Origin of the sequence: Janibacter limosus NBRC 16128 (assembly GCF_001570985.1) — a bacterium.
In the GTDB taxonomy this organism is placed as follows: domain Bacteria; phylum Actinomycetota; class Actinomycetes; order Actinomycetales; family Dermatophilaceae; genus Janibacter; species Janibacter limosus.
This window is the reverse complement of sequence record NZ_BCSS01000011.1, coordinates 77,219-89,958: the sequence shown is the minus strand read 5'-3', so window position 1 is coordinate 89,958 and position 12,740 is coordinate 77,219. Positions and strand designations below refer to the sequence as shown.

The following is a 12,740-nucleotide window of genomic DNA, read 5'->3' as shown; positions in this document are numbered from 1 at the left end:
CCCGCCACGGCAGGTCGACGTCGGCTGAGAGGCGGGCCAGCCCGTCCGCGAGCGGACGCACGTGGACGGCGATGTCGAGCGACCCGACGTGCAGCGTTGCCCGGTCGACGCCCCTGTCGTGGTCACCCTCACCCTGCATCTGCCGGGGCAGATGCGCGGATTCGGTGACGGCCACCTCGGTCAACGCGACGTCGATGACCGATGCCAGCTCGAAGGCTCCCGGCGTGAGCAGCGCGAGCGAACGGCCGACCTCGTCGGACTCGACCCGGCGCAGGTTGACCGCGACCCGAGAGACCGGTCCGACCTCCTCGCGAGCGGAGTCCTGGCTGTGCAGGCCGCGCACGCTCACCTCACGAGCGCGTCCGTGGTCCAGCAGTGTCAGGCGGTCGCCGGCCCGGACCGTGCCGGCGCCGAGCGTGCCGGTGACGACCGTCCCCGCGCCCGAGACCGAAAAGCTGCGGTCGCCCCAGAGCCGCACGGGCGCACCGGGATCCGGCTCGGACAGTCGCCCTGCCAGGTCGTCGAGAGCGACCCGCAGCGCGTCCATGCCGTCGCCGCGGACGGCCGACACCTCCACCGCCGGTACGTCGAGCCCGGCCTCCGTCAACCGCCGGGTGGCCTCCGTCCGCACCTGATCGCGCTGGGGCTCGTCGGCCAGGTCGCAGCGGGTGAGCACGAGCAGCCCGTCGGTGATGCCCAGGGCCTGGACGGCCGCGAGGTGCTCGCTGCTCTGCGCCTGCCAGCCCTGGTCGGCGGCGACGACGAAGACCACCGCTGGCGCCGGGCCGAGCCCGGAGAGCATCGTCCCGACGAAGCGCTGGTGCCCCGGCACGTCGACGAAGGCGACCTCCGCCCCGCTCGGCAGGGTCGTCCACGCGTAGCCCAGCTGGATCGTCAGTCCGCGCTCACGCTCCTCGCGCAGCCGGTCGGGGTCGCGCCCCGTGAGGGCCTGCACGAGGGTCGACTTGCCGTGGTCGACGTGCCCGGCAGTGGCGAGCACTCTCCTCATGACGACGAAGGGGGAGTCGCGCCAGATCCGTCGTGCCCCAGTGCCGCTCGCAGCGCTGCCAGCACGTCGACATCCCGGTCGGCGGGGATGCAGCGCAGGTCGACCAGGCCACGGCCCCCTTCGACGCGGGCGAGGACGACCGGCAGGTCACCCTCGGGCTGGCGTAGTCGCTCGACCGCAGCGACGGGGATCTCGACGGCCCATCCTGGCAGTGGGACCCCGGGGGCGCCCCCGCCACCGACTCGACCCTCGACCGGGACGATCTCGCGACCGACCTCGGCGGCGAGTGCCTCGACACGGGGCCGCAGGTCGTCGGCGGTTGCGTGCAGCGCCGCCGTCACGGGTGGGACGGGTCCACGCACGGTCGCCTCGAGCGCGGCGAGGGCGAGCTTGTCGACGCGCAGCGCACGCTGGAGGGGATGCTGGCGCAGCTTCTCGACGACCTCCGCGTCACCGAGGACGAGCCCGGCCTGCGGTCCGCCGAGCAGCTTGTCGCCGCTCGCGGTGACGATCGTGGCGCCGGCGCGCAGCCAGGTCGTCGCATCCGGCTCGTCGGGCAGCAGCGGGTCGGGGGAGAGGAGACCGGAGCCGATGTCGGCGACGACCGGCACGCTCGAGCCATCAGGACGAGTGAGCCCTCGCAGCTCGTCCAGCCCGACCGAGGTGACGAACCCGTCGACCCGGAAGTTGCTCGGATGGACCTTGAGCACGCACCCCGTCTCCGGCCCGATCGCGTCGGCGTAGTCACGCAGGTGGGTCCGGTTGGTCGTGCCCACCTCGCGCAGCCGCGCGCCGGTCGAGGCGATCAGGTCGGGCAGGCGGAAGCCGTCACCGATCTCGACCATCTCCCCGCGGGAGACGACCACCTCGCGTCCGGCGGCCAGTGCGGTGGTCGCGAGGACCAGCGCCGCCGCGCCGTTGTTGACCACCAACGCACCTGCGGCGTCCGGGACCGCCTCGAGCAGGGCGCCCAGCGCTCCCGCTCCCCGCCGGCTGCGCGCGCCGGTGGCCAGGTCCATCTCGACGTCCACGTATCCGGCGGCATCGACGACGGCGTCGATCGCGCTGGGGGAGAGGGGTGCTCGCCCGATGTTGGTGTGGACGACGACGCCCGTCGCGTTGAGCACCGGGGTGAGTGAGCTCGTCCGGGTGGGCAGGGCTGCGAGGGCGGCGCCGACGACCTCGTCGGGTGCGAGCTCACCGTCACGGGCTCGCTGCTGGGCCGCGACGACGGCGTTGCGCACGACGACGCGACCCAGCTGCTCGGCCGCTGCGACGAAGGGAGGCTGAGCCAGCACGGTGTCCGTGCGGGGGATGGCCCGGCGCGGGTCCTCGCTCACGGGTGGCGCTCCCTTCGTCAGGGTGGAGACTGGCGGAGGCGGACGGGAATCGAACCCGCCAGACCGAGATGCTCGGCCTCACCGGTGTTGAAGACCGGGGGGACCACCAGGAACCCAGACGCCTCCGAGTCCAACCTTAGGGGCAGGAGACCCACGTCACGCCCTCGGGTCCTAGGGTGAGGTCATGGAGCCGATCCGACTGACCCAGTTCGCCCGCGGCGGGGGCTGCGCCTGCAAGATCCCGGCGGGTGAGCTCGAGCAGATCGTCGCCGGCCTGCACGTCGCGGCCCCGCCCGGCTCCGACGTCCTCGTCGGTCTCGACGACGGCGACGACGCGGCGGCGGTGCGCATCGACGGCGGCCGCGCGGTGCTCTCGACCTCGGACTTCTTCACGCCCGTCGTCGACGATCCCTATGACTGGGGTCGGATCGCCGCGGCCAATGCGGTCTCCGACATCTACGCCATGGGTGGCGACCCGATCATGGCGATCAACCTCGTCGCCTGGCCGCGGGAGCTGCTCCCGACCGAGCTGCTGACCGAGGTGCTCCGTGGGGGCCTCGACGTCGCCACCGAGGCCGGCTTCCCCGTATTGGGTGGCCACAGCATCGACGCCCCCGAGCCGATCTACGGCATGGCCGTCACCGGCACCGCCGACCCGGACCGCCTGATGCGCAACGACGCTGCAGAAGCAGGCCTGCCTATCAGCCTGACCAAGCCGCTCGGCGTCGGCGTGCTCAACAACCGGCACAAGGCGACGGGGGAGCGCAGCGAAGAAGCCATCGCCTCGATGGTTGCCCTCAACCGCGATGCCGCGCAGGCGGCCCTGGCTGTGGGTGTCCGGGCGGCGACCGATGTCACCGGATTTGGTCTGCTCGGCCACCTCTACAAGATGTGCCGGGCCTCCGGCGTCGCCGCTCGGATCGATGCCGCCGCGGTTCCCTACGTGACGGGTGCCCGCGAGGCCCTCGCTGCCGGGCACGTCCCGGGCGGCTCCAAGCGCAATCTCGACTGGGTCCGCCCGCACCTGTCCGCGGTTGGCATCAGCGAGGACGAGCTCATCCTGCTCGCGGACGCGCAGACCTCTGGCGGGCTGCTCGTCGTCGGCGAGGTCCCCGGTGCCCCGGTCGTCGGCGAGACCGTCGCTGCCGGCTCGCTGCCCGACCGCGCCCTGGTGCAGGTGGCATGAGCGAGGTCGGCCGGCTCCTCGAGTCGGCCCGGGCCGGTCTGACCCGCCTCACCCCGCACCAAGCACACGATGCCGCGAAGGGGGGAGCCCTCCTCGTCGACACCCGGACCGCTGCCCAACGGGCCCGGCAGGGTGAGCTGCCCGGTGCCCTCGTCATCGATCGGACCGTCCTCGAGTGGCGCCTGGACCCGACCTGCCCCCACCGCATCCCCGAGGCGACGCCCCGGGCCCGGGTGATCGTCCTGTGCCGTCAGGGCTACAGCTCGTCACTGGCGGCTGCCTCCCTTCGCTCACTGGGAGTCGACGCGACCGACGTGGTCGGCGGGGTCGAGGCCTGGGCCGCCGCGGGCCTGCCCTTCCACGACGGCCCGGCCGACGTCCGCGAGTGAGAGCCGACGACATGCATGAGACCCCGCCCTCCTCTGTAAGGACCTCACCCATGGCCACCCAGACCCCGCTCGAGTTCGTCAACACCGACGCCTTGCTCTCCGAGGAGGACATCGCGATCCGCGGCACCGTGCGCACCCACGTCGAGACCAGGATCAAGCCACACCTGGCCGACTGGTACGAGTCGGCGTCGATACCGGTGCGAGAGCTCGCCACGGAGCTCGGTGACCTCGGTGTGCTCGGCATGCACCTCGAGGGGTACGGCTGCGCGGGCATGTCGGCGACCGCGTACGGGCTGGCCTGCATGGAGCTCGAGGCCGGCGACTCCGGCGTGCGCTCCCTCGTGTCCGTCCAAGGGTCGCTGGCGATGTTTGCGATCTGGAAGCACGGGTCCGAGGAGCAGAAGCAGGAGTGGCTGCCGCGCATGGCCACCGGTGAGGCGATCGGGTGCTTCGGGCTGACCGAGCCCGACTTCGGCTCCAACCCCGGGGGCATGCGCACCCGCGCTCGTCGGGACGGTGACGACTGGGTCCTCACGGGCAACAAGATGTGGATCACCAACGGCTCGGTCGCCGACGTGGCTGTGGTCTGGGCGCAGACGGACGAAGGGGTGCGCGGCTTCGTCGTGCCGACCGACACCCCCGGCTTCTCGGCCCCGGAGATCACGCGGAAGATGTCGCTGCGCGCATCGGTCACGAGCGAGCTCGTCCTCGACGACGTGCGCCTACCCGGATCGGCGGTCCTGCCCGAGGCCGTCGGACTCTCGGGTCCGCTCTCCTGCCTCAACGAGGCGCGTTTCGGCATCGTCTTCGGCTCCTTGGGCGCCGCGAGGGACTGCCTGGAGACGGCGATCTCCTATGCCGGTGACCGCGCGATCTTCGACAAGCCGCTCTCCGCCTACCAGCTCACCCAGGCCAAGCTGGCCGACATGACGCTCGAGCTGGGCAAGGGGATGCTGCTCGCGCTCCACCTGGGCCGCCTCAAGGACGCTGGCACGCTGCACCACACGCAGGTCAGCCTGGGCAAGCTCAACAACACCCGCGAGGCGATCGCCATAGCCCGCGAGTGCCGCACGATCCTCGGCGCCGCCGGCATCACGCTCGACCACCCCATCATGCGCCACGCCAACAACCTGGAGTCGGTCCTCACCTACGAGGGTACGTCCGAGGTGCACCAGCTGATCATCGGCCAGGTCCTCACCGGTCAGTCCGCCCACCGCTGAGCGGGAGGGCTCGGGGCCTTGTCAGCCCGACCGAGAAGCACACGACGGCCCGCCTGCCCACCCGCGGATGGGCAGGCTGCCGAGTGGTAGTCAGGCGGCGCTGGGAACTGGACCCGAGTAGTAGCGCTGCACGTAGACCTTGGAGATGTAGACGCTGCCGCTCGACGTGAGCTTGGCCGCGGACGGCGTCATGGTGGAGCCGTAACCGGACGGGGTCTTCCAGCTCTTCGTGCACCGCGTCACGTAGGACTTGCTGTTGGTGAACGACGCCGTCGTGCCGAAGGCCGTCGGCTGCAGGTTGGCCTTCGTCGTGCCCTTGCCGACGACGCAATAGCGATAGATGACCCCCGGGGCCGGCTTGAAGGACCGCCCCAGCGTGGTCCATGAGCTGTACGACAAGGACTTGCCGACGCTGGACGATGAGATCGTGCCCCAGCCGGCGGCGCTGGCGGGTGCAGCGGAAGTGACGGCCAGGCCTGCCGTGCAGGCCACAGCAGCGGCAGCGCCGATGAGTCGATTGCGCATGAGAGATCTCCCCTGGTCCAGTGATGGCCGACGATGTGTCGGGCGGACCTGAGCATGCCAGACCCGACGACCGGGAGACGCGGTCGCGGATGCGCATTTCATCCAGGAGATGTCAGGCGTGGTGCTTCGGCGGCTTGGCGATGAAGGGGATCACCAGACCGGCGAGGGCGATGATGCCCATGACGGTGAAGGCCATCGTGTACGCCTGGTCCTCGCCGATGAGCCACGAGATGAGCAGCGGGCCGATGATCCCGCCGATGGACCAGCCGATGAGCATCAGGCCGTAGATGCCACCGGAGTTCTTCACTCCGAAGAAGTCGCCAGCAGTGGCCGGCAGGGTGCCGAAGGCGCCGCCGTAGCAGGTGTAGACGATGGCGCACAGCACGTAGAAGGCGGCGGCATTGCCGATGTGCGGGATCGCGAGCAGGGCCAGACCCTGCAGCCCGAGGATGCCCATGAAGGCCGGCATGCGGCCGATCTTGTCGGAGACCGCCGCCCAGAGGATGCGACCACCGCCGTTGAAGAGGCCCATGACGCCGACGAGGGTCGCGGCCGCGGCGGCGCTCATGCCCGCCACGTCCGTGGCGGTCCCGGCGGCGACAGAGATCAGTGAGATGCCGGCGGTCACGGAGATCGTCAGGATGAGCGTGAGCATGTACCACTGCGGGGTGCTCAGCGCCTCCTGCTGGGTGAAGTCACGGGCGGCCTTCTTGGCCTGCTCCTGCTTCTTGGTGTCGTGCTTCGCCTCTGCCGCGGCCACGCCGGGCGCGACATAGCCGGCCGGCGGGTTCTTGAAGACCGAGGCGCCGATGAGGCCGAAGACCAGGTAGGCGACGCCCAACCAGAGGAAGGCCTTGGTCGGGTGGACGTCGTAGCCAGCCATCCCGTCGATCATCCGCTGGGCGAGCGGGGAGGTGATGACGGCACCGAAGCCGAAGCCACCGACAGCGATGCCGGTGATCAGGCCGCGCTTGTCGGGGAACCACTTCTGCAGCATGGCGATCGGCACGATGTAGGCCAGGCCGAGACCGAAGCCGCCGAGCACGCCGTAGCCGAGGATGAGCAGCCACAGGTCGGAGGCCTCCCGGGTGAGGCTGGCCAGCATGATGCCGATCGAGTAGATGACGACACCGGCCAGGGCGACGAGCCGTGGTCCGCGCTTGTCCTGGATGCGCCCACCGAGGAAGGTCCCGAGGAAGAGCATGCCGATGGCCACCTCGAAGGGGATGGTGGCCTGGACCTTGGACAGCTCGATCGCCGACGCGTCACCCTGGATCGCCTTGCTGAAGGTGCTCCATGCGTAGACGGCCCCGATCGTCAGCTGGACGAGGACACCACCAGCGAGGATGAGCCACCGGTTGCCGGTGGCGGCCGAAGCGGAGCTCGTGGTTGCCGTGCTCATGGAGACCTCCTGGTACGAAGGGGCACGGCCCGCTGGTCAGCGGACCGTGACGATGCTGTCGTCGATGGAGCCCTGCTGTCGTCTCTTGTCGAGCCGGTCCTTCTGGACACGGACGGTGTACTTGGGGTCCTTGGCCGACTCGATACCCGCCTCGACGATCCCCATGCGGGTCAGGGCCGAAGCGGCCGCCAGGGCCGTGCCCGAGGCGATCGCGGCGACGCGACTGCGCCCCGCGAGCAGGGTGCCCAGGCCGCCGGCGATGGCCAGCCCCTTGGCCAGGCGCAGCTTGCCCGCGCCCTGCCCGGTGGTGACCGGCTCGTCGATGCCCAGATCGGCCAGGTGCTCCTCGAGCTGGTGCATGGCGGCCAGCTCGGTGGCGACACCCGCCAGAGCCAGCCGACGCACCGGACCGGCAAGAGCAGCGGGGGTCAGGACCATCTGCACGCCCGCGGAGGCCAGGGCCGCAGAGCCGACGAAGACGAAGGGGAGCTGACGCCGGCTCTCGTGCCACACCGGGTGGGCGGTGTCGGCGAGCAGGACAGCGGTGTATGCCGCGAGCGGCGCGCCGAAGGCGGCCTGACCGATGGTCGACGGAGTGTCGAGTGCGTCCGTGACCCGGGTGAGGGCCGTGACCGGTCCCCGCGCGGGCAGGAGTCGCAGCACCTCGGCGCCCGTGGTGACTGATGCACACCCTGCGTAGGCGGTGAGGATCCAGGTGCCGACCGACATGGGGGAGGTGAGCTTGACGGTGCGCATCATGTTGAGGAAGCGCTCGGGTCGCCCGAGGTCGGCCACGAGGGCCGCGCCGCTGAGTGCGACGGTGGTCATCGCCGTCAGTCGTGCATTGCGTTGCAGGACAGCATTGCCCGTGGCCGCAGCTCCCGCCTGGATGATGCCGGACGTCCCCGCGATGCCCCCGACGAAGAGGTACGCGGAGATCTTGTGGTCCCACGGCACCGGCTTGACGATCGCCTGGCCGTAATAGCTGGAGAACTCGGCGTCCGGAACCGCGGGCGCCTCCCGACGACCGCCGCCGTCGCGGCTGAGCCAGCTGCGCTGGGCGCCCTTGGCCAGATCGCCGGCCCGGCGGATCCCGGAGTCACGGCGGCGCTTGCGCCGACCCTCCTCGGGCGGGCGGTAGCTGTCGAAGGGAGAGGTCGTCACGACGTGCTCCCGATGAAGGAGACGGCCACGGCTCCGAGCAGGCCGATCCCGGCGAGGCCCGCAGCGCGGAACATCTCGGGCAGCTTGGCCGTGGGGACGACCGGGTCCGGGGGCAGGCCGTAGACCTCGGGCTCGTCGAGCAGGAGGAAGACCGAGCCGGTGCCGCCGACGCCGTCGTGCTCGTTGGCGCCGTAGAGACGAGCCTCGGTGAAGCCCTGCTCGTGCAGCTGGGTGACACGCTCGCGGGCCGTGGTCACCATGTCCTCGTGCGCGCCGAACTTGATCGACGTCGTCGGGCAGGTCTGGGCGCACGCGGGGGTCTGGTCGTGGGTCAGCCGGTCGTAGCAGAGGGTGCACTTCTGGGCGACGCCGACATTGGGGACGTGGCTGTCAGCAGTGACCGAGACGCTCTTGTCGGTGCGGCGCTCGATGACGCCGAAGGGGCAGGCGCCGACGCAGTAGCCGCATCCGTTGCAGATGTCGTCCTGCACGACGACGGTGCCGTGCTCGCTGCGGAAGAGGGAGCCCGTGGGGCAGACGTCCAGGCAGCCGGCGTGGGTGCAGTGCTTGCACACGTCGGAGGACATCAGCCAACGAAACTCCGGGACCGCTCCGACGATCGGCACGCCGTCGACGGTGAGGCCGTAGTCGCCCGTGCCGCCGGCCTCGACATTGGCCTTTTCGCTGAGCATGTCCGTCAGTGCTGGACCGTGCCCCTCGATCGGCGCGGGGAGCGTGCCGTACCCGGCGGGGGAGGCGATCGACGGCTCGGGTGCCGGTGCGGGTGCACCCATGCTAGGCATGCCCAGGTCCACGAGCCGCCGACCCGACTCGCGCGCGGCCTCGATCCGGTCCTGGCTCTGCTCGACGAAGGCGACGTGGCGCCACGTGCTCGCCCCGAGGTCGCCGGTGTTGTCGTAGGAGTTGCCCGTGATCGCCAGCCCGTCGAGCGGGATGCCGTTCCACTCCTTGCAGGCGACCTCGCAGGCCTTGCAGCCGATGCAGATCGAGGTGTCGGTGAAAAAGCCCTTGCGGCTCGGTGCCTCCTGCCACCCGGCGTCGGTGGCCGGGTCGGTCTGGCCCGAGAGCTGTCGGGAGAGGTAGCCCATCAGCGGTCTCCTTCCGTCTCGCGGGTGGCTGCGCGACGCGCGTGGACCGCCGCCGGGACGTCGTCGGCGTGCTGGTTGCCGGTCTCGACCGTGGTCCCTGCCCGCGACTGGTACTCGGCGACGAACCTCAGCAGCGCGTCACCGTGGGGCCGCCGGCCGGGGATGATGTCGCAGGCGCCGACCTTGGACTCCTGGATCTGGACATTGGGGTCCAGGGCCACGCCGAGCAGGTCGTTGGCGCCATCGCCCTCGACGACCGCATCGCGCCCGACACCCCAGTGATAGGGCAGGCCGATCTGGTGGACCGTGTTGCCCATGATCGTCAGCGGCGTCATGCGCTCGGTGACCAGGACGCGTGCCTCGATGGCGCTGCGCGCCGAGACGATCGTCGCCCACTCGCCGTTGACCAGCCCTTGTTGCTCGGCGAGCTCGGGGGAGACCTCGCAGAACATCTCCGGCTGCAGTTCCGACAGGTACGGCAGCCAGCGGCTCATCCCCCCGGCGGTGTGGTGCTCGGTGAGGCGGTAGGTCGTGAAGACGAAGGGGTAGACACCCGATCCCGGCTCGTCACCGGACGGACTCCACAGGTTGTCCTTGCGCGGGTAGACCAGCCGGCCCGGGTTGCGCTGCTGCGAGTACAGCGGGTTGGTGACCGGCGACTCCTGCGCCTCGTAGTGACTGGGCAGGGGACCGTCGACCATGCCCTTGGGTGCGAAGAGCCAGCCCTTGCCGTCGGCCTGCATGATGAAGGGGTCGTCCCCGGCGATTGCCGCCGGCCCACCGACGTCGGCGTCGGGCCGGAAGGTCGGGTCGCGATCGACCGGGAAGTCGGGCACGTCCTTGCCGACCCACTTCTTGGCGTCGACGTCCCACCAGACGTACTTCTTGCGCTCGCTCCATGGAGTCCCGTCGGGCGCTGCGGAGGCGCGGTTGTAGAGGACCCGTCGGTTCATCGGCCAGGCCCAGCCCCAGTCGAGGGCCGTCTCGTCCTGATCGCGTCCGGGGACGCGGTTCTTGGACTTGTTGACCCCGCCGGCGAAGACGCCGGTGTAGATCCAGCAGCCGCCCGTGGTTGAGCCGTCGGGCTTCATCTCGGCGAAGGTGCTGAGCGGCTGGCTCGCCTTGTCGCCGGTGAGGTGGAAGCCGTTGATCTCCGCCAGCACCGCCTCGGCGTCGGTCTCGCCGTGCTCGTCCTTGGGGTAGTCCCAGGTCATGTCGAGCAGTGGCCGGTCGCGTTCGTCCGTGGAGTCCTTCAGTCGCTCGCGGATGCGCACGCCGAGCTCGTGGAAGAACTCGAGCTCGCTCTGCGCATCGCCCGGGGGCTGGATCGCCTGGTGGTGCCACTGGAGCATCCGCTGGGTCTGGGTGAAGGTGCCCGACTTCTCGACGTGGTTGGCCGCGGGGAAGAAGAAGACCTCGGTGTCGATGTCCTCGGTCTTCAGCTCGCCGCTGGCGATCTCCGGGGAGTCCTTCCAGAAGGTCGCCGACTCGATGAGCTGGAAGTCGCGCACGACGACCCACTTCAGGTGGGTCATCGCCAGACGCTGCATCTTGCCGTGGGCCGACCCGACCGCAGGGTTCTGCCCGATGACGAAGTAGCCCTCGACCTCGTCGTCGAGCATCGCCATGACGCTCTGGTAGGTCCCGTGCGCGCCGGTCAGACGCGGCAGGTAGTCGTAGCAGAAGTTGTTCTCGGGCGTCGCAGCATCGCCGAACCACGACTTCAGCAGGCTCGCGGTGTAGGACGGGGCCTCGGTCCAGAAGCCCTTCTGCAGAGGCGAGCTGATGCTCGACAGGTACTCCTCGTAGGTGTCGTGCTGGCCGACCATCGGCATCGGCAGGTAGCCCGGGAGGATGTTGAAGAGGGTCGGGATGTCCGTCGAGCCCTGGATGCTCGCGTGACCGCGCAGCGCCATGATCCCGCCACCGGGGCGTCCCATGTTGCCCATGAGCAGTTGGAGGATCGCCGCCGTGCGGATGAACTGGGCGCCGAGGCTGTGCTGGGTCCAGCCCAACGCATAGGCGAAGCAGGTCGTGCGCTCGCGGCCGGAGTTGGCCGTCAGCGCGTCCGCGATCTGGTGGAACTGCCACTGCGGGATGCCGCAGACGTCCTCGACCATCTGGGGTGTGTAGCGCGAATAGTGCCGCTTGAGCACCTGGAAGACGGAGCGCGGGTGCTGCAGGGTCTCGTCGCGGATGACCCGCGAGTGCTCCAGGGCCGGGCCGGCGCCGCCGTGCTGGTCGCCCGCGGCGCGGGCGGTCTTGCTGGCACCGTGCTCGTTCTCACCCGAGGGACCGTCGACGTCGTCGCCGCCCCCTTCGCCGTCCGTGCGCGCGTCGTACGCCCACGAGGACATGTCGTAGGTGCCGGTCTCCGGGTCGTAGCCGGAGAAGACACCGTCGAGGTCCTCGGTGTCGACGAAGTCCTCGCTGACGAGCGTGGCCGCGTTGGTGTAGGCGACGACGTAGTCGTGGAAGTAGAGGTCCTTGGCGAGGACGTGGTTGATCAGTGCACCGAGCAGGACGACATCGGTCCCGGCCCGGATCGCGGCGTGCGTGTCAGCGAGCGCCGAGGTGCGGGTGAAGCGGGGGTCGATGTGGATCACCCGGGCGCCACGGGCCTTGGCCTCGGCCACCCACTGGAAGCCCACGGGGTGGCACTCGGCCATGTTGGAACCCTGGATGATGATGCAGTCTGCGTTGGCCATGTCCTGCAGGGACTGGGTGGCGCCGCCGCGCCCGAAGGAGGATCCCAGACTGGGAACCGTGGCGGAGTGTCAAATACGCGCCTGGTTCTCGATCTGTATCGCGCCAGAAGCCGTGTACAGCTTCTTCATCAGGTAGTTCTCTTCGTTGTCGAGGGTCGCGCCCCCGAGAGAGGCGATGCCCATCGTGCGCCGCAGCCGTCGACCCTTGTCGTCGACCTCCTGCCACTTGTTGGCGCGAGCCTCCAGGTAGCGGTCGGCGACCATGTCGATCGCCTCGTCGAGCTCGATCCGCTGGAACTCCGTGGCGCCCGGCGCCCGGTAGAGCACGTGGGTCTGACGGGTGGGGGAGTTGACCAGCTGCTCGCTCGCGGCACCCTTGGGGCACAACCGCCCGCGGCTCACCGGCGAGTCCGGGTCACCCTCGATCTGGACGACCTTGTCGTCCTTGACGAAGACCCGCTGACCGCAGCCGACGGCGCAGTAGGGGCACACGCTCTGCACGACACGGTCGGCCGTCGACGTGCGCGGCTCGATCTCACGGGTCGTGCGTGAGGTGACCGCGTTGCCGCGGCCGAGGAAGTCGCCGGAGGCCAGCTGCCGCAGGACGGGCCAGCCCAAGAAGGTCGAGTCCTTCGGTGCCATTGCGGCTGCTCCTTCGTCAAGAGGTCGTGACCTCTGTCACCGTATC

General features: G+C 70.2%; 10 protein-coding genes and 1 tRNA gene. 3 read left to right on the top strand and 8 right to left on the bottom strand.

Annotated features, from left to right (window positions below; all coding sequences use genetic code 11):
* The 3 genes from JLI01S_RS06085 to JLI01S_RS06075 all read right to left on the bottom strand — a co-directional run.
* On the bottom strand, nucleotides 1-1,009 hold a 1,009-nt coding region (locus tag JLI01S_RS06085; protein WP_174521308.1), incomplete at its 3' end, for a GTP-binding protein.
* On the bottom strand, nucleotides 1,006-2,349 hold the full coding sequence (gene selA / locus JLI01S_RS06080; protein ID WP_068261563.1) for an L-seryl-tRNA(Sec) selenium transferase: 1,344 nt from the start codon (nucleotides 2,347-2,349) through the stop codon (nucleotides 1,006-1,008). The genes selA and JLI01S_RS06085, both read right to left, overlap by 4 nt.
* A 30-nt stretch (nucleotides 2,350-2,379) precedes the next feature.
* Nucleotides 2,380-2,475: transfer RNA gene (locus JLI01S_RS06075), tRNA-Sec, on the bottom strand.
* 58 nt (nucleotides 2,476-2,533) lie between these two features.
* Between JLI01S_RS06075 and selD the strand changes: the two genes are divergently transcribed.
* The 3 genes from selD to JLI01S_RS06060 are packed head-to-tail and all read left to right on the top strand — an operon-like array spanning nucleotide 2,534 to nucleotide 5,144.
* Entirely contained in the window at nucleotides 2,534-3,535 is a 1,002-nt protein-coding gene (gene selD / locus JLI01S_RS06070; protein WP_068261560.1) for a selenide, water dikinase SelD, read from the top strand.
* Complete coding sequence (locus JLI01S_RS06065; protein ID WP_068261557.1) at nucleotides 3,532-3,924, top strand: rhodanese-like domain-containing protein; 393 nt, start codon at nucleotides 3,532-3,534, stop codon at nucleotides 3,922-3,924. The genes selD and JLI01S_RS06065 overlap by 4 nt, the downstream gene beginning before the upstream one ends.
* A 50-nt stretch (nucleotides 3,925-3,974) precedes the next feature.
* Complete coding sequence (locus JLI01S_RS06060) at nucleotides 3,975-5,144, top strand: acyl-CoA dehydrogenase family protein (protein WP_068261554.1); 1,170 nt, start codon at nucleotides 3,975-3,977, stop codon at nucleotides 5,142-5,144.
* A gap of 90 nt (nucleotides 5,145-5,234) precedes the next feature.
* On the opposite strand, the gene JLI01S_RS06055 is transcribed toward JLI01S_RS06060, so the two are convergent.
* The 5 genes from JLI01S_RS06055 to fdh all read right to left on the bottom strand — a co-directional run bounded on the left by JLI01S_RS06055 (nucleotide 5,235) and on the right by fdh (nucleotide 12,694).
* Nucleotides 5,235-5,669, bottom strand: a complete 435-nt coding sequence (locus tag JLI01S_RS06055; RefSeq protein WP_068261551.1) for a hypothetical protein — start codon at nucleotides 5,667-5,669, stop codon at nucleotides 5,235-5,237.
* 112 nt (nucleotides 5,670-5,781) lie between these two features.
* Nucleotides 5,782-7,071, bottom strand: coding sequence for an L-lactate MFS transporter (locus JLI01S_RS06050; RefSeq protein ID WP_068261548.1), 1,290 nt, complete (start codon nucleotides 7,069-7,071; stop codon nucleotides 5,782-5,784).
* A gap of 36 nt (nucleotides 7,072-7,107) precedes the next feature.
* Nucleotides 7,108-8,235 carry an NrfD/PsrC family molybdoenzyme membrane anchor subunit gene (nrfD, locus tag JLI01S_RS06045; RefSeq protein WP_068261544.1) on the bottom strand — a complete coding sequence of 376 codons (1,128 nt, stop codon included), beginning with the start codon at nucleotides 8,233-8,235 and terminating at the stop codon, nucleotides 7,108-7,110.
* Nucleotides 8,232-9,344 carry a 4Fe-4S dicluster domain-containing protein gene (locus JLI01S_RS06040; protein ID WP_068261540.1) on the bottom strand — a complete coding sequence of 371 codons (1,113 nt, stop codon included), beginning with the start codon at nucleotides 9,342-9,344 and terminating at the stop codon, nucleotides 8,232-8,234. The genes nrfD and JLI01S_RS06040 overlap by 4 nt, the downstream gene beginning before the upstream one ends.
* On the bottom strand, nucleotides 9,344-12,694 hold the full coding sequence (gene fdh, locus JLI01S_RS06035; RefSeq protein WP_245634539.1) for a formate dehydrogenase: 3,351 nt from the start codon (nucleotides 12,692-12,694) through the stop codon (nucleotides 9,344-9,346). The genes JLI01S_RS06040 and fdh overlap by 1 nt, the downstream gene beginning before the upstream one ends.
* Nucleotides 12,695-12,740: the final 46 nt, after the last annotated feature.